The organism is Citreicoccus inhibens (genome assembly GCF_019039035.1).
In the GTDB taxonomy this organism is placed as follows: Bacteria; Myxococcota; Myxococcia; order Myxococcales; family Myxococcaceae; genus Citreicoccus; species Citreicoccus inhibens.
This window is the reverse complement of the sequence record NZ_JAHNZT010000050.1, coordinates 24,985-46,138: the sequence shown is the minus strand read 5'-3', so window position 1 is coordinate 46,138 and position 21,154 is coordinate 24,985. Positions and strand designations below refer to the sequence as shown.

Here is a 21,154-nt window from a genome sequence, read left to right as displayed (position 1 = left end):
AGTTTTTTTATGGTTATGTTTATTATGTTGTTGTGTTGTTTTTGGGTGTGAGCGTGCGGCACGACTGGTCGCTCGCCGAGGTTCGCGCGCTCTATAAGCTGCCGCTGCTGGAGCTGGTGTACCGGGCGCAGACGGTGCACCGGGCCGTGTTCCAGGAGAACAAGGTCCAGCTCTGCTCGCTCCTGTCCATCAAGACGGGCGGGTGCCCGGAGGACTGCGCGTACTGCCCGCAGGCGGCGCGCTACAAGACGGGGGTCCAGGCGGAGAAGCTGATGTCGGTGCCGGAGGTGCTCAAGTCCGCGTCGCAGGCGCGCGCGGCCGGTGCCACCCGCTTCTGCATGGGCGCGGCCTGGCGCGAGGTGAAGGACGGCCCGCAGTTCGACAGCGTGCTGGAGATGGTGCGCGGCGTGCGCGCCATGGGCATGGAGGCCTGCGCCACGCTGGGCATGGTCTCCGACGCGCAGGCGCGGCGGCTGAAGGACGCGGGGCTCACCGCGTACAACCACAACCTGGACACGTCCTCCGAGCACTACGAGGACATCATCTCCACGCGCACGTACCAGGACCGGTTGAACACGCTGGCGCGCGTGCGGGACGCGGGCATCTCCGTGTGCTGCGGCGGCATCATCGGCATGGGCGAGTCCGTGGACGACCGCTGCAACCTGCTGCGCACGCTGGCCAACCAGGAGATGCACCCGGAGTCGGTGCCCATCAACGCGCTGGTGCCCGTGGCGGGCACGCCGCTGGCCGAGCAGAAGCGCGTGGAGTCCGTGGAGATGGTCCGCACCATCGCCACCGCGCGCATCCTCATGCCGCAGTCCATGGTGCGGCTGTCCGCCGGCCGCATGCAGATGAACGAGGAGGCGCAGCTGTTGTGCATGATGGCGGGCGCCAACTCGCTCTTCTTCGGTGAGAAGCTGCTCACCACCGGCAACCCCGAGTACACGCAGGACATGGCGCTCCTGGAGAAGGCCGGCATCCGGCCGCTGGAGCCCCGTCAGGAGCCGTGATGAGTGGTGGCGTGACGGCGGCGTGGGCCCGCGCGGACCTGGAGGCTCTCTCCGCCCGCGGGCTGCGCCGCTATGTGGAGCCGCTCGATTCGCCGCAGGGCCCGGTGGTCCGGCTGGGCGGCGAGACGCTGGTCAACTTCTCCTCGAATGACTACCTGGGGCTGGCCTCGTCGGCCCCGGTGCGCGAGGCGGCGCGGCTCGCGGTGGAGCACCTGGGCCTGGGCACGGGCGCCAGTCGGTTGGTGGTGGGGGACACGCCCGCGCACCACCGGCTGGAGGCGCGGCTGGCTGCTTTCGAGCGCGCCGAGGCGGTGCTCCTCTTCAACTCCGGCTACGCGGCCAACACGGGCATCCTCCCCGCGCTGGTGGGCCCCGAGGACGCGGTGTTCTCGGACGCGCTCAACCACGCGTCGCTGGTGGATGGCTGCCGGCTGTCCCGCGCGCGCGTGGTCGTCTATCCGCACGCGGACGTGGCCGCGCTCCGCGACGCCCTGGCGCGCACGGAGGCGCGGCGCAAGCTGGTCGTCACCGACACGGTGTTCTCCATGGACGGAGACGTGGCGCCGCTCGCCGAGTTGGTGGAGGCGTGCGAGGCCCATGGCGCCGCGCTGATGGTGGACGAGGCCCACGCCACCGGCGTGCTGGGCGCTCGGGGCGCGGGGCTCTGCGAGGAGTTGGGCCTGGAGGACCGGGTGGACCTGCGGATGGGCACGCTGAGCAAGTCGCTGGGCGGCATGGGGGCTTACGTGGCCACGTCGCGCGCGGTGGTGGACCTGCTCATCAGCCGTGCCCGGCCGTTCATCTTCTCCACCGCGCTACCCGCCGCGCTGTGCGCCGCCGCCGAGGCCGCGGTGGACATGGTGGAGGGCGTGCCCGAGTTGCGCGCGCAGCTCTGGCGCAACATCCGCCGCTTCGCCGAGGGGCTGCGCGCGCTGGGGCTCCCCGCGGAGTCTCGCAGCGCCATCTTCCCGGTCGTCCTGGGCGAGCCCGAGCGCGCGCTCGACGCCGCCCGTCGCCTGCGCGAGCGCGGCATCCTGGTGAAGGCCATCCGCCCGCCCACCGTCCCCGAGGGGACGAGCCGCCTGCGCTTCTGCCTGTCCGCGGGCCACACGCTGGGGCACCTGGACCTGGCGCTGGACGCGCTGCGCGCGGTGGGGGTGTTCCATGGCTAAAGCTCCGTTCCAGGTCTTCGTCACCGGCACCGACACCGGCGTGGGCAAGACGCAGGTGTCGCGCGCGCTCCTGTCCTTGCTGGCGGACGCGGGCGTGCGGCCCCAGGGCTTCAAGCCCTACGAGAGCGGCTGCGAGTCGCTGAAGCACCCCGCGGACGCGCTGGCGCTGCGCGAGGCGGCAGGCAGCACGCTGCCCATGGAGGCCGTGTGTCCGCACCGCTTCCGCGCGCCGCTGGCCCCGGGCATCGCGGCGCATCGCCTGGGGCGGGAGCCGGACTTCCGCGTCACGCTCGCCGCGTGGGAGCGGCTGCGCATGGGGCCCGTGGTGGTGGAGGGCGCGGGCGGGCTGTTCGTGCCGCTGGACTCCAAGCACGACGTCATCGACCTCATCCAGGTGCTGCGCCTGCCCGTGGTGCTGGTGGCGCGCGCGGGCCTGGGCACGCTCAACCACGTGGCGCTGTCGCTGGAGGCGCTGGCCGCGCGCGAGGTGCCGGTGCGCGCGGTGGTGCTGTCTCGCTCCACGGCCGCGCGTGATCCCTCCGAACGCGACAACCGCCAGTTTTTGGAAGCGCGCCACGGCGTTCCGGTCCTGGGGCCGGTGCCTTATCTGGAGGATGCGCGCGCACGCCACGCCGCGTTCCGTCGCGCGCTGCGCCCGCTGGTGAGCGAACGCGCGCGAGGCCGATAAATCGGCCTCCGGCGCTTCGCGGTCCGGACGAGTGCTACAGGTCGCGCAAGTTTTCGCGTGTGCACGTCCGTGAAATGGACGTGTCGTTTTTTCCGCGCGAGAAAGCCGTCACGAATGGCGGACATCATCGACCTCACGCTCCTCGCGGACGTCCGGCGCTTCTTCCTCAAGCTCATTGATCAGCGCGGGCTCTCGTACTTTCTCCAGAAGGACGGCCCCCGGCTGTTCCACCTCGAGCCCTCGAAGGTGGAGCTTGTGCTGCGGACGGCGCTGCGCACCCGCGATCCGGAACTCCCCAAGCCCCATGACAAGGCCATCGAATACTGCCGGCAGGAGCTGCGCCGCGACCTGATCCGCCGCGTCGCGAACGCGATGCTCCAAACGGGGCTGTGAGCCGGTTCTCCACCCGCACGGACTTCCCCCGAGCGCCCAACGCGCTCACCGAGGCCCACGCGGCGCGACAGGCGCGCGGGCTTCCGCTCCTGGACCTCACCGAGTCCAACCCCACGCGCGTGGGCCTGCCCGCGCCAGACGTGGACCTCCTGTCGCTCCCCGGGGGCCTGGGCTACGCCCCGGAGCCCCTGGGCCTAGCCTCCGCCCGTCACGCCGTGGCGGAGTCCTGGCTCGCGCGCGGCGCGCGCGTGTCCGCCGAGCACATCCTCCTCTCCGCGAGCACCAGCGAGGCCTACGGCTGGCTCCTCAAGCTCCTGTGCGAGCCCGAGGACACCGTGCTCGTGCCCGCGCCGTGCTACCCCCTGGTGGACGTCCTCGCGCGGCTGGAGGGCGTCCAGACGCGCGCCTACCGCCTCCCGCTAGCGCACGGCTTCGGCCTGGACGCGGGCGCGGTGGAGTCCGCGTGCGACGCGCGCACCCGCGCCGTGGTGGTGGTGAACCCCGGCAACCCCACGGGCCACTTCCTGCACGAGGGGGAGCTCGCCGCGCTCGCGGAGGTCTGCGCGCGACGAGGGCTGGCGCTCATCTGCGACGAGGTCTTCTCCGAGTTCCCCTGGGATGACGAGCCGGACCGAGTGCCCACCGTGGCCGGCCGCGCGCTGCCCTGCCTCACCTTCGCGCTCGGCGGGTTGTCCAAGTCCGTGGGCCTGCCCGGCCTCAAGGTGGGCTGGACGCACGTGGGCGGTCCCGAGTCACTGCGCGACGAAGCCCTGGCCCGGCTGGAGTGGGTGTCGGACGCGTACCTCTCCGTGAACACGCCCGCGCAACACGCCGTGCCCGCGCTGCTGGCCCGTGCGCCGCGCTTCCAACAGGCGCTGCGGGAGCGCGTGCTCGCGAACCGCGCGCGGCTGCTCGCGGCCCGGCCACGCGGGGCGGCATGGGACGTGGTGCGAGCCCACGGCGGCTGGAGCGCGGTGCTGCGCGTGCCCACCGAGCCCGGGGAAGAGGCCACGTGCCTCGCGTTGCTCGCCGCGGGCGTGCGGGTCCAACCGGGGTACTTCTACGACTTCGAGGGCGGCGCCTACCTGGTGCTCTCGCTCCTGGCGCCGCCCGAGCGCTTCAGCGCCGCGCTCCAGGTGCTCGTGGATGGACTGGGGCGGATGTTCCCGGCGGGGTAGCCGCCGCGCCGGGAACGCCGCGCCCGCGCCGTCAGTCCGCCTGCGGGGTGATGAGCTGGAGGGTCGTGAACTTGCTGTTCTCGATCTTCCACAGCTCGTACTGCGACGGGGCCTCGCCCTTGGCGTTGTCGAAGTCCAGCTCGCCGCTGGCGCCGCGCACGTTGATGACGTGGCCCGCGCGCAGTTCGTCGCGCGCGGAGGTGAACTGGATGGGCCCGATGGCGTAGTTGGGCGGGGCAGGGTTGGCACCCGGCGGGGGCGTGACGAAGGTGAGGCCCTCCGCCACGCGGTTGCCGGTGATGGGCTGCGGCGAGTTGATGTCCGGCCCCACCGCGTACGCATGGCCCAGCGCGACCAGGTACATGGCGTCATACGCGTGCGCCGTATACGAGTACTGGCCGGCGTCCTTGTTGGTGGCTGTCTTGAAGCGCGCGGCGAACAGCGAGTAGACGGAGTCGTTGGGGCGCTCCGTCGCGGGCGTGGTGCCGTAGGCGCCCGCCACCTCGGCCTTGTTGTTGCCCAGCGCGGTGAACAGATCGGACGTCTTGTTTGCGTCGGTGAAGAACCACCGGTAGCCCGCCGCCTGCGTCAGCCCCGCGCTCACCGCCTGGTTGATGATGCGCGTGTTGTCCTCGGGGAAGCCCGCGAGCACCGTCAGGTTGGCCTTCTCGAGGACCAGCTGGGTCACCGCTGTGCCCACGTCGCCGTTGCGCGGATACTGCACGCCCGGCACCTGCTTGGGCTGGAAGCGGTCCAGGAGGGCCGAGTAGAGGCCCTGGCCGTAGGCGTCGTTGACGTAGGCCACGCCCACCTTGGCGGGCGCCGTGAAGGTCCCCGCCGGGTCGTTGATGGCGATGCGGCCCTGAAGGATGTCCGCGATGACGCGGCCCTGGAGCACGTCCGAGGGCGTCGTGCGCCACACGAGGCCCGTGGAGCCGCCGTTCTTGTCGCTCAGGTTGCTGATGGCCGCGCTGGTGGCGGTGTAGCTCATCAGCAGCACGCCCTTGGGGATGGTGATGGTGCTGATGGAGATGGTCTGCGCGCTGCCCGAGGTGAAGATGGCGGACACGCCCTTGTCGCCCACCATCCACTCGGCCTGCGTCTTGGCCCGGTCCGTGTCCGCGTGGGAGTCACAGACGTAGAGCACGAAGCGGCGGCCGCCCACGCCCTCCAACTGGTTCACCTCATCCAGCGCGAGCTTGAGCGCGTTGAGGTCCTGCTCCTCGGACTCGTCCGTGCCCTCGCTGGTGGTGATGGGCAGCACGGCGCCCAGCGGGATGGCGTTGGCCACCGTGGTGGCGCCGAGCGCGCGGTCGCACCCGTCCGGCTGCGGCAGGCAGTAACCCTGCGTGCACACGCGGTTGGCGCCGCAGTCCGCGCTCGTCTCGCACTCGTTGAGGCCGCTGGCCGTCGTGAAGCTGCACCCGGCGAACAGCACCGCTCCCACTGCCATGAATCCCAGCGCGCGCATCAGAAGCTCACCTCCATACCGGCACCGGCGCCCCGAGGCGCCATCGTGACCCGCACCTCGCCCTCGGCCGGGGGACCTTCCTTGGGATACAGCACGATGGCGGTGATGGCGCTCACCAGGCCCACGCCAAAGCCGATGTCCGCCAGGAGCGCCTTGCTGCGCGTGTCGCTCTTGAAGCTCTCCTTGTCCGCCAGCTTCGTCGCCGAGTCGAACTGCTTGCGCGCATCCCGCGCCTGCATGCCGAAGAGCACGCCCGCGCCCACGCCCACCACCGCCACGCCTCCCGCGGCGAAGGCGCCCAGGCGCTGGCGCTTGTAGGACTTCATCTCGCGCTCCTGCTCGGCCTGCTGGCGCACCCGGTTCTCTTCCTCGGCGCGGCGCGCGGCCAGCTGCTCCTGCTCCGCCCGCTGGCGCGCGGACTCGGCCTCCGCCTCCAGGCGCTTGCGGTCCGCGTCGGCGGTGGACTGGGCGTGCTCCTCGCGCTCCAGCTGCGCGCGCACGCGCTCCATGTAGCGGGTGCTCTTCTTGAGCAGCTCGGGGTCCGTGCCCTCGGAGCTGCCCACATATTGCTGGTACCAGGTGAGCGACTCGCGCAGCTCGCCCGCGTACTCCAGCGCCACGGCGATGTTGAAGAGGAGCTTGGGGTGCGGCTGCGCCTCGTTCGCCTTCTTCAACACGTCGGCGGCCTCGCGGTACTTGCCCGCCTTGTAGAGGCGCTCGCCCTCCTTGATGAGCGCGGGTGCGTTCGCGCTCTTCGCCGCGCCGCCACGCTGGGCCAGCGCGGCCGCCGGCGCGAGGGCCAGGGCCACCGTCAACACGAAGACCAGTCTCATGGGGCCGGCAGCCTAGCGCTGAATTGTTCCGCCAGCGAACACCCGCCCGTGTGTCCCCGCAAATGCACCGGGGCCGCGCACACCCCGTGGAAGGGTGGGGGCGGCCCCGGCGGGCACTCACTCGAACGTCAGGCGTGCCCGACTACCCGCCCAGGCGGGACATCAGCAGCTTGCGCTGGAGCATCAGCGCCTCGGGCGCCTTGGTGCCGAGCTGCTCGAAGAAGACCTCCTGGCTCTTCAGCTCGGTCTTCCACTCGTCCTCCTTGATGGAGGTGGCCTCGGAGATGGACTCGGGGGCCACGTCCAGGCCCTGGAGGTTGAGGCCCTGGTCCTGGCGCGGCACCCAGCCCAGCAGCGTCTCCTGCGTGGGCACGCGGCCGTGGACGCGGTTCACGATCCACTCGAGCACGCGCATGTTGTCGCCGTAGCCCGGCCACAGGAACTTGCCGTTCTTGTCCTGCCGGAACCAGTTGACCTGGAAGATCTTCGGCAGCTGCGGGATGGACTTCTGCATGTCCAGCCAGTGCTGGAGGTAGTCGCCCATGTGGTAGCCGCAGAAGGGCAGCATGGCCATGGGGTCGCGGCGCACCACGCCCACCTTGCCGGTGGCGGCGGCGGTCGTCTCGCTGCCCATGGTGGCGCCCAGGAACACGCCGTGGGTCCAGTTGAAGGCCTGGAGCACGAGCGGGACCGTGTTGGAGCGACGGCCGCCGAAGATGATGGCGCTGATGGGGACGCCCATCGGGTCATTGGACTTGCCGCTGAGCACGGGGTTGTTCGTCATGGGCGCGGTGAAGCGGCTGTTCGGGTGCGCCGCCTTCTCCGCGCTGCCCTTCTTCCAGGGCCGGCCCTGCCAGTCGGTGAGCTCCTCGGGGACCTCGCCGTCCTTGCCCTCCCACCACACGTCGCCGTCGGGCGTCAGCGCCACGTTGGTGAAGAGGGTGTCCTTGGCGATGGTCTCCATCGCGTTGGGGTTCGTCTTGTAGTTGGTGCCGGGGACCACGCCGAAATAGCCGGCCTCCGGGTTGATGGCGTACAGGCGGCCATCCGGACCCGGGCGCATCCACGCGATGTCGTCGCCCACGGTCTCGATCTTCCAGCCCTTGTACTCCTTGGGCGGGATGAGCATGGCGAAGTTGGTCTTGCCGCACGCGGACGGGAAGGCCGCGGCAACGTACGTCGTCTCGCCCTGGGGGCTGGTGACGCCGAGGATGAGCATGTGCTCGGCGAGCCAGCCCTCCTCGCGGCCCAGGTAGCTGCCGATGCGCAGCGCCAGGCACTTCTTGCCCAGCAGCACGTTGCCGCCGTAGCCGGAGCCGAAGCTCCAGATGGTGTTGTCCTGGGGGAAGTGGCAGATGTAGCGGCGGTCCGGGTTCACGTCGCCGGTGCTGTGCAGGCCGCGGTTGAAGTCATCGCTGTCGCCCAGCAGGTCCAGCACGGCCTTGCCCATGCGGGTCATGATCCGCATGTTGAGGACCACGTAGTTGCTGTCCGTCAGCTCCACGCCAATCTTCGTGAACGGGCTGCCCAGCGGCCCCATGGCGTAGGGCACCACGTACATGGTGCGGCCCTTCATGCAGCCTTCGAAGAGCTGGCCCAGCTTCGTGTACGCCTCGTCCGGCTCCATCCAGTTGTTGGTGGGGCCCGCGTCCGTCTTGTTCGGCGTACAGATGAACGTGAGGTGCTCGACGCGCGCCACGTCGTTGGGGTTGGAGCGGTGCAGATAGCAGCCCGGGCGCTTCTCCTGGTTCAGCGGGATGAGGGTGCCGTCCTTCACGGCCTCCTCCGTCATCCGCTTCTTCTCTGCCTCAGAGCCGTCGCACCAGACGATGCGATCGGGCTGGGTCATCGCCGCCATCTTGGCCACCCAGGCCAGCAGCGTGGGGTTCTTCGTGGGCGCGTTTTGCGCCACGGCGGCCGCTTGCGTCGTAGCCATCGGAGTCTCCTCGTGTTGTCTCAAGTTAGGGTCTCCCGCGTCCGGTCCAAGGGGGGATCACCCTACTTGCGGAAGAGCGCCAAACCTTCTGGAGCGGCGCTCCAAAAGCAACTGGCGTCCGGCAGTCAACCGGCGCCGGCCCTGGTCCGCACTAATTCCACTTATGAGAAGGCGGTCATCCAGTAGCTGACGGCGCAGTGCGCCAGGGGACTGTCTTCACGCGGAGCGCGACTCCAGGGTGGGGCGTGGACCCCGTGAACATCGCCATCGTCCTGGGCCTGGTGCTGGTCGCGCTGGTGCTCTTCTCGTTCGACGCCGTCCCCATCGAGTTCAGCGCGCTGTGCGTGGTGTGCCTGTTGGCGCTGACGGGCGTGCTGACGCCAGCGCAGGCCTTCGAGGGCTTCAGCAACGACACGGTCATCTTCATCTTCACGCTGCTGGCGATGACCCAAGGGCTCGCCTCCACGGGCGTGGTGCAGCTCATCGGGCAGCGGCTGGCCTTCTTCGCGCGCTTCGGCCAGCGGGGCTTCGTGCTGGCGATGATGGTGACGGTGGCGGCCTTCTCCTCGGTCATCTCCAACACGGTGACGACCGCGGCCTTCCTGCCCGTGGCCATTGGCGCGGCGAACCGGGCCAGGGTGCCCACGAGCAAGGTGCTGCTGCCGCTGGCCTACGCGTCCATGCTGGGCGGCACCCTGCTCTTGTACGGGACGTCCACCAACCTGGTGGTGTCCGCCGCGCTCAAGCGCCTGGGGATGCGGCCCATGGGCGTCACCGAGCTGACGCCGGTGGGGCTCCCCGTGGTGCTGGTGGGGCTGGCCGTGGTGGTGCTGCTGGGGCCGCGGCTGTTGCCCTCTCGTGAGGGCAAGGGCACCGAGGGCGCGTGGACGCTGCGCGACTACCTGACCGAGGCCATCCTGCCGCCCGGCTCGCGCTACCTGGGGCGCGAGCTGGCGGAGCTCACCGAGGGGCTCGGGCTGCGCGTGGTGGGCGTGCTGCGCGAGGGCCGGACGCTGGCCGCCGCTCCCTCGCTGCGCCTGCGAGGGGACGAGCGGCTGCTCATCGAAGGGCAGCGCGAGGACATCCTGCGGGTGAAGGACCTGCGGGGCATCGAGCTGCGGCCGGACGTGCGCCTGGCCGAAGGCGAGCTGGGCGCCCCCGACGCACTGCTCGTGGAGGCGAGCGTGCCGGTGGGCAGTCCCCTCGTGGGGCGCGGCTTGAAGGAAGTCGCGTTCGTGGAGCGCTACGGGCTGGTGGCGTTGGCACTGCACCGGCGGCCCGCCATCCAGCGCGCGACGAAGCTCCAGCTCCTGGGCCGCGTCTTCGGTGAGCGCTCCATGTCCATGCTGCCCCTGTCCGTGGGGGACGTGCTGCTCTTGCGCGGGCCTCGGGAGAGGGTGGAGGCGCTGGCCAGCGGGACGCAGCTGGTGGTGCTCGGCGGCCACGAGTACCAGCCGCCGCGCTATGGCAAGGCGGCGCTCGCGGTGGCCCTGTTCCTGGGGGCGCTGGCGGCGGGCTCGTCGGGCGTGTTGCCGCTGTCCGTGGCGGGGCTGACCGGCATGCTCGCGATGATCGCCACGCGCTGCGTGGATGCGCGTCAGGCCTTCCGGGTGGACTGGCGCGTGGTGCTGCTCATCGGCTGCATGATGGCGCTGGGCGTGGCCATGGAGGTGAGCGGCGCGGGGCACTTCCTCGGTGGCCTGGTGGCCCGGTTTGGCGCGTCGGGGGGGCCGCGCGGCGTGCTCGTGTTGCTGATGGTGCTGACCCTCGGGCTGTCCGCGCCCATGAGCAATCAGGCCGCCGCGTTGGTGGTGCTGCCGGTGGCGGTGGACGTGGCGCGGCGGCTGGGCGTGGATGCGCGGCCCTTCGCCATGGGCGTGGCGCTGGCCGCCAGCTGCTCGTTCATCACCCCGCTGGAGCCCAGCTGCGTGCTCGTCTACGGGCCGGGGCACTACCGCTTCAGCGACTTCTTTCGCCTGGGCACGCCCCTCACGCTGGTGCTGCTCGTGCTGCTCGCGGTGGCCGTGCCCTGGATGTGGCCCTTCAACCCCTGAGCGGGAGGCTCACGGGCGCAAGGGGCGAGCGCCTCAGTGAATGGCGGCGCGCAGTCCCACTTCGGTGACGACCTCCGCCTCGCGGGCGAGCAGCGTCTCCATGCGGGCGCGCACGGCGGCTTCGTCTCCCGCGGACGCGGTGACGGCGAGGCGGAAGAAGAGGGACTGGTGCCCGTCCTCGGACTGCGCCAGCTCTCCGTAGAAGCGCGCGAGGGCGGGGTCCGTCAGCCCTTCGGCCAAAAGCGACAGCCGCTCGCAGGAGCGGGCCTCGATGATGGCGGCCACGAGCAGTCGGTCCACGCGGCGCTCGGGGCCGGGCGTGCGCACCTGCTTCTGCAGGGCCTGGGCGTAGGGGTCGCCAGCGTCCTTGGTGAGCGTCAAGCCGCGCTCGGCCATCAAGTCCAACACGCGCGCCAGGTGGGCGCTCTCCTCGCGCGCCAGCCGCGCCATCTGCGCCGGCAGCCCCGGCAGGTCCGGGTACGCCTGGAGCATGGACAGCGCGTTGGCCGCGGCCTTCTTCTCGCAGTGGGCGTGGTCCACGAGGACTTCGTCGAAGCGCTCGAGGGCCAGGGGGAGCCACCGCGGGTCGGTGGCGGCGTGGAGGATGACGGGGCCCTCTCCAGAGAGGGGACGGCGGGTCGGCGTGGGACGGCTCATGGGGCGCGCGGACTGTAGCTCACTCCACCCGAACTCACTCCACGAGCACCAGGCGCTGCGTGCGGCCCGCCAGGTAGCCCACCTTGCGCGCGATGCGCGCGGCGCGCTCGTCACGCTCGTCCACGCGCAGGGTCAGCCGGGGCAGCGAGGACAAGAGGTGCCGGGAAATCTGGCCGAGGCACAGCGTGGCGTGGCCCTGGTGGCGCTCGGAGGGCAGGGTGTAGAGGCCCTCCAGCTCAGCGCCGTATTGCGAGCGGCTGCCGATGTCGACCTTGAAGACGAACTCGCCCTTCTCCTCCAGCACGTAGGTGCGGCGCTGGCGCACGCGCTGGCGCACGCGGGACTCGAAGTGCTCGGGGTCCTCCTGGAGCGGGTCGCGCTCCATCGCCTCGCGCACGTAGCCCTGGGCCAGCGGCAGCAGCCGCGGCACGTCTTCCTCGCGCGCCAGGCGCAGCGTGGGGTTGGTGAAGGGGCCCAGGTCGTCGGCGGACACGCTGAACAGCCGCTGCGTGCGCGACAGCCGGGGCTTGCCCGCGCACAGGCTGCGCACCAGCGCGTCCACGGCGGCCTTGTCGCCCACGGTGGCGCGCATGCGCAGCGAGGCGGCGAGCGCGTCCGCGATGATGCTGGTGGCGGTGGCGTCACTCGCGCTGGGCACCACGAGCCCGCCGTCTCCTCCCACGAAGACGGCCGCCGTCAGCACGCCCTTGTCGAAGCGGCCGTGGTAGGCGAACTGGACGCGGCCTCCGCGTGGCGAGACGCCAAACTCCTCCAGCAACCCCAGGAGGTAGAGGTTGTGCACCGGGTCCTTGGCCAGCAGGGTCCGCAGGGCGGACATGTCCTGAGGGCCGAGCTGTTCGACAGTGACTGGCATTCGCTGGCGAGGGGCCTCGGGGGCGCGAAAGGAGCGGTCCAGCCACCTTACGCAAAACCCGACCTTACGGGCCAGCCTCCCCGGGTGTTCGAAAGCGGAACGGGTAGACGACCGTCGCCTTCCCACCGCCGGAGGGGGCGGAAAATTGCGCGTCCAGCAGCGAGTCCAGCACGCACGCCTGGACCATGGGGTCGGCGATGGTGCTCGACAGCAGCTCTCCGTGGGTGAGCTGGCCCGCCTCGCCGCTGCCCTGCACGGTGAAGCGCAGCTTCACTTCCTGGGGGCCGGGGTTGCGCTGGGCCACGTCCTCGAAGCACTGCTGCACGAGGGGGGAGACCGCCCGGACGGCCACGCGGAGGTCCGCTCGGTCGATGCGCCCGGAGGACTCCTCGATGACGAGGTCGGCGTCCTCCACGCGGCGGGTGTCCCGGTTCGCGGCGCCCGCGAGGCCCGGTACGGCGCTCGGCGGCGAAGGGAAGGCGGGCGGCGCCGCCACGGGGGGCGGGTTCACGTGGGGCGGCGGCGTGAGGGGCTCGCCCAGGGGCGATGGCGCCTCTTGCGGGGGCGGGGCGGGCGGGGGCGCGGGGGTGGGGCGCGTGAGCCAGGCGGCGAGCGCCGCGCTGAGCACCAGCGCGCCCAGGCTCAGGCCGGGAATGAGGACCCAGCGGATGAAGTGGCGTTTCGGCATGGCGCGTCGCGGGAGGTCAGCCGCTCCCTTACCAGAAACCGCCGGGGCCTCGGGCCCAGTCCCCGCGCCCGGGGAGCGGGGTCAGTCGCAGGTGCGCCGCTCGGGCTTGCCTTGCTTGCACTGCGCGGCCGAGGGCAGCGCCGCGCGAGCCTCCGCGGCGACCTCCTGCGGGCCTCGCTCGCACTCCTGAGTAGCCCGGGTGCCCTGGATGTTGAAGAGGGTCAGCACCTCCAGGCAGCGCTTCTGGAAGGTCTCCACGCCCTGCACGAACAGGGGCTGCATGACGTCCGGTGAGAACGCGTAGCCGCTCGCCGAGGCGAGGTCATTCTCCGGGCGGAACATCCAGGACGTGCGCCAACTCGTGGCCACCTGCTCGAAGCGGGCCGGGCCCATCCACAGCGGGATGCCGGCCTCCGGGGCGCGCAGCGCGTGGGGCTGGAAGGCGGTGCCCGTGCGCCGGCAGAAGGCCTCGATGTTGCCCGTGTCGTCGCGTCCCAGGCGCAGCGCGCACACGTTGTACTCCGCCAGCCGCCGCGTCACCGCGGCCAGCTCCGCCTGCTGCACCTCACCCATGCGCGGCTGCGCCACGAACAGGTCGAGCGTGCGCATCAGGACGTCCATCGCGTGCGCGGGCTTCGCGGCCATGGGAGGCGTCAGGCCGCCCGTGGAGATGACCAGCACGCGCTCGGCGCCGCGCTGCACGGCCTGGAGCAACGGCAGTCCGGAGCGCACGCCGCCGTCGAAGTACGCGCTCCACCGCTTGCCCGAGCGGGAGGGCAGCGCCTCGACGGGGTCCGACAACACGGGCTCGACGATGGAGGCGACAATCGCCTGGGTGAGGCCGTGCTTGCGCTCCAGATCGGACGCCTCGGGCTCGAAGTCCGCGGGGTCCTGGTCGCTGATGCCGAACACGTCCCCCGTGGGGAAGTCCACCGAGACGGCCACCAGCTCCGTGTCGTTGTGCAGCATCCCCGGCTGGATGGCCGCGTCGAGCTTGGAGACCACGCCGTCGAAGCGCACGAGCCCCCGCGTGTTCTTGGCCAGGTTCCACAGCCACGTCGAGTTCACGCAGTACAGGTCCGACTCCACCGTGCACGTGTAGTTGCTCACCAGCAGGTCGCGCGCGGCCTGCTCCTGGCCCGGCGTGTGGAACAGGTCCACCATGGTGCTGATGAGCGCGCCCGTGCTGGTGCCCGCCGCCAGGTCGATGCGCGCGTCCCCGCACCCTTCCGGCGCGGGCTTCCCACGACACTGCTGGAGGATGCCCAAGAGCCGCCACACCGCTCCGGCCGAGAACGCGCCATTGGCGCCGCCGCCGCTCAGCACGAGGGCGTTGGAGGGGCGCTGGAGCATCCGGTGCCAGGTTCGGGCCTGCATGTAGCGGGCGGCGGACGCGGCGCCCAGCTTGATGCCCGTGGCCAGCTCCTCGCGGGTGAGCGACTGGGCCAGGGACTGCTGGAGCACCATGAGCGAGGGCGCCAGGGTCATCGCGTTGGCGAGGAAGCGCTGGGCGTCCACCTCCACGGGGTCTGGTGAGTTGGCGTTCACCGACGTGGGCGCTCGCGGCATGCCCCACGCGGGGGCCTTCACCGCGCGGTCGATGAAGCCCGGATGCGCCGCGTCTTCGTAGCAGCCGCCGCTGTTGCCGCCGGCTCGGTCGAGCAGGCACTGCGTCATGTCCAGCACGAGGGCGGGGGCGTTGCCCAGCCCCGTCATCCAGCCCGCCACGGCGCGCGGATCCACGTACGCGTCCACGAGCTGCGCGCGGGTGAGGGAGGCCACGCGCTCGACGGGCGTCACGCGCGCGGGCGGCGAGGAGGGGTCGGGCGGAGTGGGTTTGTTGAGGGTGTCGAGAAGGACGTCCGTCTTCATGAAGCTGCACCCGCCCAGGGCCAGCGCGGCGAGGACGAGCGACGACAGCACGGCGTTTCGGCTCACGAGAATCCACCCCTGCGAGACGGAGGGGACGTGTCCTCGCGGCGCCTCATGGCCCCGGTGTCCCTCCGTGACGACCTCGCGAGGATATCCCAGCGCTCCGTCTCGGAGGGCTCAACGTGGTGGGTGGAGCCCCGGTGTCGGGCCGGCGCCGTCGCCCTCAGGGGTAGACTTCGCGGCGCGAGGTCGAGGTCAGGACGCCCTCGGCGCGGATCCGCTGCCGCTTGCTGACGCCCAGGGTGGCGCCCAGCACCGCCGACGCGAGCCCCAGCAGCAGCGCGAAGAACACGCCCCAGAAGACGCGCCCCGTCTGGTCCGCCGCCTTCAGCGCGCCGTGTTGCACCTGCTGGCCCACTTGCTGCGCCTTGCCCTGGGCCACGGTGAACTGGTCCTCCACGCGGTTGGCGACGTCCTCCGCGTCCGCGCGCGAGAGGTTCGTCTTCTGCGAGATGGACGTGACGAGCATCTCCCGGTCCAGATGGCCCGCGCGCACCGCATCGCTCACCACGTCGCGCGTGGCCGACTGGAGCTGCTCGGGGGTGACGGCGGGCTTGCCCGCTTCGCGCAGCCGCTCGTTCAGCGGAGCGATGGCGTCATGGGCGTTCAGCCCGAACGCCTGCGCGGCCTGACCGCCCTGGCTCGCGACGCCGACCACGGCCGCGCCCGTGGCGCCCACCGCGGTCTTACCCACGCTGAACACGGCGCCCAGCAGCGATGAGAGCACCGCCCCCATGAGCACCGCGCCCGCAAGCGTCGTCAGCCCCCACAGCACCGCGCCGTGGAGCGCGCCGCCCGCCTTGTCCACCACGCCCGCGGTGCGCGAGGCCACCATGCCGCCGATGAACAGCGCGATGAGCGGCGCGAGCAGGCTCCAGATGCCCGTGCCGATGCCCGCGGCGCGCGCGCTGCCCGGATTGTTGGGGTCCACCGACGAGAGCCCCAGCGCGAGCCCCAGCGAGTAGAGGAGGATCCACATCCCGAGCGCGACGAAGGCCCCGCCCAGGATGGCCCCCCAGCTCAGCTTGTACGCCGCGCCCGGTGTGGCGGGGATGATGCCGGTCTTCTCGGTCTCCACGATGGCTGCCATGGCTGCTTGCTCCCACTGTCGAGGGAGCGCGCTCGCCTGCCGACGGCGCGCCCGCATCCGCGGCAAAACATGGGGCGCGCGTCCGCCAAGGCACGGCAGCTCGAGCCCGGATGCCTCCTTGGATCGCGGGGCGTGGGGTTCAGCCCAGGCCCAGCACCTCGCGCAGCGTCGCCTCGCGCGCCACCACGGGCTCGCGAGGCAGCGACTCGACGCGGAAGCGGCGCACCAGTTCGTCGAGGCGCACGGGAGCGCCGTCTCCCAGGCCACTCCAGGAGGCGAGCAGCCCGAGCACCTGTTCGGGCGCGACCCCTCGCTCCCGCAGCTCCGCGAGCGCGAACGCACCCTCTCGCTTGGCGAGCCGCTTGCCGTCCTCGCCCATCACCAGGGGCACGTGGAGGAAGTCGGGAGCGTTCAGCTCCAGCGCCGCGTAGAGCTGGAGCTGCCGGGGCGTGGACGTCAGCAGGTCGTCGCCGCGCAGCACGTGCGTGATGTGGCTGGCCGCGTCGTCCACCACCACCGCGAGCTGGTAGCTGGCCACGCCATCGTTGCGCCGGATGACGAAGTCCCCCACCACGGCATCCACGTCCTGCGACGCGGGGCCGAGGAGCCCGTCCACGAAGCGCACCTCGCCGGGCTGGGCGCGGAAGCGATACGCGGGCGCTCGCGTGCGGGAGCGTTCGGACACCTGCGCGGCGGTGAGGTGCGCGCAGGTGCCGGGGTAGCGCGGGCCCTCGTCCGACAAGCCATGGGGCGCGCTGGCGGCCCGGGCGATCTCCGCGCGCGTGCAGAAGCACGGATACACGAGCCCCGCGCGTTCCAGTCGCGCCTGGGCCTCGCGGTACTCCGAGTCGCGCTCACTCTGGACGAGCGGTGTCTCATCCCAGTCCAGGCCCAGCCAGCCCAGGTCTTCCTTCAGGGCGTCCCCATGCGCGGGCTTGCAGCGCGCGCGGTCCAGGTCCTCGATGCGCAGGAGGAACGCTCCGCCCGCCGCACGGGCCTGGAGCCAGCCGAGCAGCGCGCTGCGGATGTTGCCCAGGTGCATGCGCCCGGTGGGGCTGGGCGCGAAGCGTCCTCGCGCGGCGCTCATGGCTTGACCAACGGGCGTCGAATCGGCGCGCTCTGCGCGCGGTCCACCGGACGGGCCGCGGCCTCGCCCGTGGGGTATCGCGACTGCGTGGCGCGTGGCGTGGGCAACGGCTCACGGGAGGCGAGCGCGGGCAGCGTCACGGGTGCGGCGTCCGCCAGCTCTTGCGACACGAGCGTGGCGACGAGCCGGCGCAGGGGCTCGCCCGAGTCGAGCAGCTCCGTGTCCAGCGCCAGTCGCGGCAGCCGGCGCGGCGCCATGTCACCCGGCGCGAACACGAAGGCATCCAAGGCGAGCCCGCCGCCCGCGCGCGACACCGCGCCCAGCACGATGAGGTCCGCGCCCGCCGCGCGCCCCAGCGTGGTCGCCGCTTCGAGCGAGGCCGCGTCCAACGTGTTGCCCGCGAGGGCGTTGGCGAGCACCGCGTCGGGGCCCGCGCTCGCGGCCGGCGCGATGTCCACCCGGGCCTCGCTCCCTGGCGCGACCACCACCACGCCGCCCGCGACGTCGCCCGAGGGCAGCCTGGCCTGCCACAGGTGCGCGCCGGGCGGCACCTCGGTGATGCGCACGGGCGTGACGCCCACGGGCCGTCCGTCGAGTGAGAGCGGCACCCCGGGCGGGATGGACAGGGCGCTCACGGCGCCTCGGGGGCGAGCCTGGAGGGCCGCGCGCGTGCGCTCGACGGTCCTCGCGAACAAGGGCGAGGTCGCGGCCAGCGGCGGCGTTCGTCCCGGGGCCAGGGTGAGGGCGTGGGTGAGCATGCGCTCGGCCTCGTCGTCCTGACCGGTGGCGTAGCGGACGGCGGCGCTCAGCGCGTAGGCATCCGCCACCTCGCTTGGATCCGTGAGGCCCGAGGCCCCAGCGGCGTAGGCGTCCCGGGCCTCGGTGAGCGCGGCCTCCGCGCGGGCGAAGTCATGGGCCTCGCGTGCCTCGGCGGCCTGTCGCAGGGCGGCGCGGGCGCGGGCGAGCGGGTCGGAAGCCGCCGGTGTCGTGGGGGGCTCGGAGAGGGTGAGTCCCTCCACGGCGCGCACCTCCGAGGCGAGCCGCGCCGTCACGCGCGGGCCCGCGCGCGGGGGGACATCGCCGGAGAGGGCCTGGATGGGCAGCACGGCCACCTTCCGGGGCGTGGCGAAGGACGCGGGGGCCAGGAGCAGGCTGAGGAGGAGCGCGGTGCGCATCGGCGGGGACCATAACCCTGGCGAGGGCGCCATTCAGCCTCGGTCTCGTGGCAGTCGCAGCGTGAAGGTGGTGCCCGTCTCGCGGGCGGAGTGCACCTCGACGGCGCCGCCATGGGCCCGGACGATTTGATCCACGATGTAGAGCCCCAGCCCCACGCTGCGCCCCGCCGCGTCCGCATCCGGCGCGCCGCGTTGGAAGGGCTGGAAGAGGCGGCTCACGTGCTCCGCTGGGATGGGGGGGCCCTGGTTGTGGATGCCCACGCTCACGGCCCGCGCGTCCCCTCGCACGGTGACCGTCACGGGCGCGGTCGAGGACCCGTGGCGGAGCGCGTTGGTGATGAGGTTGATGAGCGCCTGCGCGAGCCGGTCCGCGTCCCAGGCGCCGCGCGTCTCGCCCCGGATGTCCAGGTGGACGTCCCGGTCCACGTGGGTGGCCTTGACCTCGTCCACCACCTGTCGCGCGAGGACCGCCAGGTCGAGCTCCGCCTTGCGCATGCCGAGTCCGCCCCCGAGCCGCGCCTGGGTGAAGTCCAGCAGGTCGCGCACCATGCGCGTGGCGCGCTCGGCGATGGCCTGGATGCGCAAGAGCCCCTTGAGCGTCCGCTCATCCAAGGCCTCCGTGTGGCGAGTCAACGCCGTGGCCGCCAGCAGGATGGCGCTGATGGGGTTGCGCAGGTCGTGGCTCACGATGCCGATGAGCTGCTGCTCGAAGCCGGCGCGCCGCCGCGCCTCCTCTTGCGCCAGCTTCATATCGTGGATGTCCGTGCTGGTGCCGAGCCACTTGAGGACGCGCCCCCGCTCGTCCTTGAGGGGCCTGCCCCGCGCGAGGAACCAGCGATAGGTGCCGTCGTGCCGTCGCGAGCGATGCTCCACCTCGTAGAACGAGCCCGTGTCGAGCGCGCGCTTCCAGTGCTCCCAGGACCGCACCTGGTCATCCGGGTGGATGAGGTCTTCCCAGTGCCGGCCCAGCAGCAGCTCCCGTGGGCGGCCCGTGAAGAGCTCCATCACCTGGTTGACGTAGGTGATGTCTCCATCCGGCGTGGCAATCCACACCGACTGGGGCATGGACTCGGCCAGCTCGCGGAGCTCTCGCTCGGTGCGTGACAGGGCGTCTTTCGCGCGCTGCGCCTGGGTGATGTCCGTGTTGATGGCCACCGCGCCCACCACGTGCCCGTCCATCACGATGGGGCCGCAGGCGGCGCGCACCACGCGGTCTTCCCCTGTCTTGCGGTGGCGGATGAGCACCTCCTGCACGTCTCGCTCGCCGCTCAGCGCGTGGCTGAAGGCCTGCTCCGCCATCGAGATGGGCTCGCCCGTGTCCGCCCGGCGCGTCTGGATCTCCCGCGCGAGCGTCCCGATGTTGCGATTGAGCGCCTCGATGCTGTCGTAACCCAGTTGCTCCAGCGCGGGCCCGTTGGCGCGGGTGATTCCGTCGCGGGTCCCGACATAGACGGCGTCCACCATGCTGGCGAAGATGGCCTCTAGCTCCGCGGACGCCTTGCTCGCCCGCATGGGCGGGCCGTGCTCCGACAGCTCCCGCTCCAGCGCGGCATCGAGCGAGGCGGTGAGCGCGCTCACTTGCGAGAGGCGCACGGGGATGCGCTGTGCCTCCAACCACTCGAGGAGCAGGCTCCGCAGCCGTGCGTACGCGCGCACGCGTGATGCTGGATCCCCCGTGGACAGGGCTGCGGAGGCCGGCTCGGCGCTGGACGGAGGGGCAGCGTCGGCGGCCCGCAGGGCCCCGGCGAGCACTCGCAGGAGGCCGGGCAGGTCTCGCGGCAGGGGGAGGGGCCGCGCGCTCCAGCGCTGCGCCAGCTCCCCGGCCTGGGATTCCAGCAGGTCCGCCAGCGCATCCATGGGCATCCACCTCCTTGGCGTCCGGCACCCGCGAGGATGGCGCGCCGGTCCGTGAGAGGGAACAGTTCATCGTCGGAACGACATCCACCGTCACTGCGTGCACAGGTGGGCCTTTCTTGCTCGCCGCTTCCCGCCAGAATGCGCATCCAGGGGCCCGTCGTTCGACCCGGGGAGTTGGTTCCATGCGCTTCCTCCACTGCTCCGATGTCCACATCACCGAGGACTACCTCGCCTTGCCCTGGCGCAAGCTGGGGTGGCGGCGGTGGCTCGCGCTCGCGGAGCTGTCGGTGGGAGGCCGCGCGAGGGCGTATCGGCAGGCACGGCGCACGCTCGCCACGCTGGCCGCGGACACGCGCGCGCTGGGCGCCGACCACTTCATCCTCTCAGGGGACCTCACCGCCTATGCCCTGGAGGCCGAGTTCCAGGGCGCGCGCTCCGCGCTGGGCTCGCTCGCCGCGGACCCTCGGCGCTGCACGGTCATCCCTGGCAACCATGATGTCTACACGCCGGGAAGCCAACGCACGGGCCGCTTCGCGCGCCACTTCGGACACTTGATGGAGAGCGACCTGCCCGAGCATCGCCGCGAGGGGCCGTACCCGTTCGTGCGGCTGGTGGGGGAGGGCGCCGCCGTCGTGGGGCTGTGCTCGGCGCGCGTGCCGCCCGCGCCCGGGATTGCCGCGGGGTACGTCGGCAAGGCGCAACTCGAGGGGCTGGCGGCCGTGGTGGCGGATCCCCGGCTGGCCCGTCGCGCATTGCTCGTGGCGGTGCACCACGCGCCTCGGACGGCGCAGGGCGCGCCGGACCACCGGCTCCACGGGCTGCGTGACGCGGACGCGCTGCTGGGCCTGTTGCGCGGGCCGCGCTTCGCCGTGCTGCACGGCCACATCCACCAGCGCTATCACCTGCCCGCCACGGCTGACCGCCCCCACTTGTTCGGCGCGGGCTCGTCGACGGAGGCAGGGCACGAGGGCGGCTGGCTCATCGAGGTGTCGGGTGGCGCCGTGGTGGGTGGGCAGCGGCACGCCCCCCGCTTGTGACACCGGGGGGCCTCGGCGGTAG

18 protein-coding genes are annotated in these 21,154 nt (G+C 72.0%); 7 read left to right on the top strand and 11 right to left on the bottom strand.

The window, feature by feature from the left end; genetic code table 11:
• Window positions 1-32 precede the first annotated feature (32 nt).
• The 5 genes from bioB to KRR26_RS33440 all read left to right on the top strand — a co-directional run bounded on the left by bioB (window position 33) and on the right by KRR26_RS33440 (window position 4,441).
• On the top strand, window positions 33-1,010 hold the full coding sequence (bioB, locus tag KRR26_RS33460; RefSeq protein ID WP_217081812.1) for a biotin synthase BioB: 978 nt from the start codon (window positions 33-35) through the stop codon (window positions 1,008-1,010).
• A complete protein-coding gene (gene bioF, locus KRR26_RS33455) occupies window positions 1,010-2,182 on the top strand; it encodes an 8-amino-7-oxononanoate synthase (RefSeq protein WP_217081808.1) in 1,173 nt (390 codons plus the stop codon). The genes bioB and bioF overlap by 1 nt, the downstream gene beginning before the upstream one ends.
• A complete protein-coding gene (bioD, locus tag KRR26_RS33450; RefSeq protein ID WP_120210087.1) occupies window positions 2,175-2,870 on the top strand; it encodes a dethiobiotin synthase in 696 nt (231 codons plus the stop codon). The genes bioF and bioD overlap by 8 nt, the downstream gene beginning before the upstream one ends.
• Window positions 2,871-2,984: 114 nt before the next feature.
• Window positions 2,985-3,263, top strand: coding sequence for a hypothetical protein (locus KRR26_RS33445; protein WP_120210088.1), 279 nt, complete (start codon window positions 2,985-2,987; stop codon window positions 3,261-3,263).
• Window positions 3,260-4,441 (top strand): pyridoxal phosphate-dependent aminotransferase, encoded by a 1,182-nt coding sequence (locus KRR26_RS33440; protein ID WP_217081807.1) that lies wholly within the window; start codon window positions 3,260-3,262, stop codon window positions 4,439-4,441. The genes KRR26_RS33445 and KRR26_RS33440 overlap by 4 nt, the downstream gene beginning before the upstream one ends.
• 31 nt (window positions 4,442-4,472) lie before the next feature.
• Here KRR26_RS33440 and KRR26_RS33435 read toward each other — a convergent pair whose 3' ends face one another.
• From KRR26_RS33435 to KRR26_RS33425, 3 genes are all read right to left on the bottom strand, one after another.
• Window positions 4,473-5,912 (bottom strand): ABC transporter substrate-binding protein, encoded by a 1,440-nt coding sequence (locus KRR26_RS33435; RefSeq protein ID WP_120210090.1) that lies wholly within the window; start codon window positions 5,910-5,912, stop codon window positions 4,473-4,475.
• Window positions 5,912-6,745, bottom strand: coding sequence for a hypothetical protein (locus KRR26_RS33430; RefSeq protein ID WP_120210091.1), 834 nt, complete (start codon window positions 6,743-6,745; stop codon window positions 5,912-5,914). The genes KRR26_RS33435 and KRR26_RS33430 overlap by 1 nt, the downstream gene beginning before the upstream one ends.
• Before the next feature lie 142 nt (window positions 6,746-6,887).
• Window positions 6,888-8,681: a phosphoenolpyruvate carboxykinase (GTP) gene (locus KRR26_RS33425; RefSeq protein ID WP_120210092.1), complete on the bottom strand. Its 1,794-nt coding sequence runs from the start codon at window positions 8,679-8,681 to the stop codon at window positions 6,888-6,890.
• 254 nt (window positions 8,682-8,935) lie between these two features.
• On the opposite strand from KRR26_RS33425, the gene KRR26_RS33420 reads away from it, so the two are divergent.
• Window positions 8,936-10,735: an SLC13 family permease gene (locus KRR26_RS33420; protein WP_217081811.1), complete on the top strand. Its 1,800-nt coding sequence runs from the start codon at window positions 8,936-8,938 to the stop codon at window positions 10,733-10,735.
• A gap of 33 nt (window positions 10,736-10,768) precedes the next feature.
• Here KRR26_RS33420 and miaE read toward each other — a convergent pair whose 3' ends face one another.
• The 8 genes from miaE to KRR26_RS33380 all read right to left on the bottom strand — a co-directional run bounded on the left by miaE (window position 10,769) and on the right by KRR26_RS33380 (window position 20,095).
• Window positions 10,769-11,392 (bottom strand): tRNA-(ms[2]io[6]A)-hydroxylase, encoded by a 624-nt coding sequence (gene miaE, locus KRR26_RS33415; protein WP_120210093.1) that lies wholly within the window; start codon window positions 11,390-11,392, stop codon window positions 10,769-10,771.
• A 34-nt stretch (window positions 11,393-11,426) separates the two neighbouring features.
• Window positions 11,427-12,266 (bottom strand): GNAT family N-acetyltransferase, encoded by an 840-nt coding sequence (locus tag KRR26_RS33410; protein ID WP_120210094.1) that lies wholly within the window; start codon window positions 12,264-12,266, stop codon window positions 11,427-11,429.
• 64 nt (window positions 12,267-12,330) lie between these two features.
• Window positions 12,331-12,954 (bottom strand): AgmX/PglI C-terminal domain-containing protein, encoded by a 624-nt coding sequence (locus KRR26_RS33405; RefSeq protein ID WP_217081806.1) that lies wholly within the window; start codon window positions 12,952-12,954, stop codon window positions 12,331-12,333.
• 81 nt (window positions 12,955-13,035) lie between these two features.
• Window positions 13,036-14,892, bottom strand: coding sequence for a patatin-like phospholipase family protein (locus KRR26_RS33400; protein WP_328707254.1), 1,857 nt, complete (start codon window positions 14,890-14,892; stop codon window positions 13,036-13,038).
• A 157-nt stretch (window positions 14,893-15,049) separates the two neighbouring features.
• Window positions 15,050-15,976 (bottom strand): hypothetical protein, encoded by a 927-nt coding sequence (locus tag KRR26_RS33395; RefSeq protein ID WP_120210096.1) that lies wholly within the window; start codon window positions 15,974-15,976, stop codon window positions 15,050-15,052.
• A gap of 139 nt (window positions 15,977-16,115) precedes the next feature.
• Window positions 16,116-17,063, bottom strand: coding sequence for a tRNA glutamyl-Q(34) synthetase GluQRS (gluQRS, locus tag KRR26_RS33390; protein ID WP_217081805.1), 948 nt, complete (start codon window positions 17,061-17,063; stop codon window positions 16,116-16,118).
• Window positions 17,060-18,238, bottom strand: coding sequence for a hypothetical protein (locus KRR26_RS33385; RefSeq protein ID WP_217081804.1), 1,179 nt, complete (start codon window positions 18,236-18,238; stop codon window positions 17,060-17,062). The genes gluQRS and KRR26_RS33385 overlap by 4 nt, the downstream gene beginning before the upstream one ends.
• A gap of 33 nt (window positions 18,239-18,271) precedes the next feature.
• On the bottom strand, window positions 18,272-20,095 hold the full coding sequence (locus KRR26_RS33380) for a sensor histidine kinase (RefSeq protein WP_217081803.1): 1,824 nt from the start codon (window positions 20,093-20,095) through the stop codon (window positions 18,272-18,274).
• 182 nt (window positions 20,096-20,277) lie between these two features.
• Between KRR26_RS33380 and KRR26_RS33375 the strand changes: the two genes are divergently transcribed.
• On the top strand, window positions 20,278-21,132 hold the full coding sequence (locus KRR26_RS33375; protein ID WP_120210100.1) for a metallophosphoesterase family protein: 855 nt from the start codon (window positions 20,278-20,280) through the stop codon (window positions 21,130-21,132).
• Window positions 21,133-21,154 lie beyond the last annotated feature (22 nt).

What these genes read in the sequence shown, in the direction of transcription:
- KRR26_RS33405 (WP_217081806.1), bottom strand. Translation starts at nt 12,954, where the DNA reads ATGCCGAAACGCCACTTCATCCGCTGGGTCCTCATTCCCGGCCTGAGC.
- bioD (WP_120210087.1), top strand. Translation starts at nt 2,175, where the DNA reads ATGGCTAAAGCTCCGTTCCAGGTCTTCGTCACCGGCACCGACACCGGC.
- KRR26_RS33395 (WP_120210096.1), bottom strand. Translation starts at nt 15,976, where the DNA reads ATGGCAGCCATCGTGGAGACCGAGAAGACCGGCATCATCCCCGCCACA.
- KRR26_RS33385 (WP_217081804.1), bottom strand. Translation starts at nt 18,238, where the DNA reads ATGCGCACCGCGCTCCTCCTCAGCCTGCTCCTGGCCCCCGCGTCCTTC.
- KRR26_RS33425 (WP_120210092.1), bottom strand. Translation starts at nt 8,681, where the DNA reads ATGGCTACGACGCAAGCGGCCGCCGTGGCGCAAAACGCGCCCACGAAG.
- KRR26_RS33430 (WP_120210091.1), bottom strand. Translation starts at nt 6,745, where the DNA reads ATGAGACTGGTCTTCGTGTTGACGGTGGCCCTGGCCCTCGCGCCGGCG.
- miaE (WP_120210093.1), bottom strand. Translation starts at nt 11,392, where the DNA reads ATGAGCCGTCCCACGCCGACCCGCCGTCCCCTCTCTGGAGAGGGCCCC.
- gluQRS (WP_217081805.1), bottom strand. Translation starts at nt 17,063, where the DNA reads ATGAGCGCCGCGCGAGGACGCTTCGCGCCCAGCCCCACCGGGCGCATG.
- bioF (WP_217081808.1), top strand. Translation starts at nt 1,010, where the DNA reads ATGAGTGGTGGCGTGACGGCGGCGTGGGCCCGCGCGGACCTGGAGGCT.
- KRR26_RS33410 (WP_120210094.1), bottom strand. Translation starts at nt 12,266, where the DNA reads ATGCCAGTCACTGTCGAACAGCTCGGCCCTCAGGACATGTCCGCCCTG.
- KRR26_RS33445 (WP_120210088.1), top strand. Translation starts at nt 2,985, where the DNA reads ATGGCGGACATCATCGACCTCACGCTCCTCGCGGACGTCCGGCGCTTC.
- KRR26_RS33380 (WP_217081803.1), bottom strand. Translation starts at nt 20,095, where the DNA reads ATGGATGCGCTGGCGGACCTGCTGGAATCCCAGGCCGGGGAGCTGGCG.
- KRR26_RS33435 (WP_120210090.1), bottom strand. Translation starts at nt 5,912, where the DNA reads ATGCGCGCGCTGGGATTCATGGCAGTGGGAGCGGTGCTGTTCGCCGGG.
- KRR26_RS33375 (WP_120210100.1), top strand. Translation starts at nt 20,278, where the DNA reads ATGCGCTTCCTCCACTGCTCCGATGTCCACATCACCGAGGACTACCTC.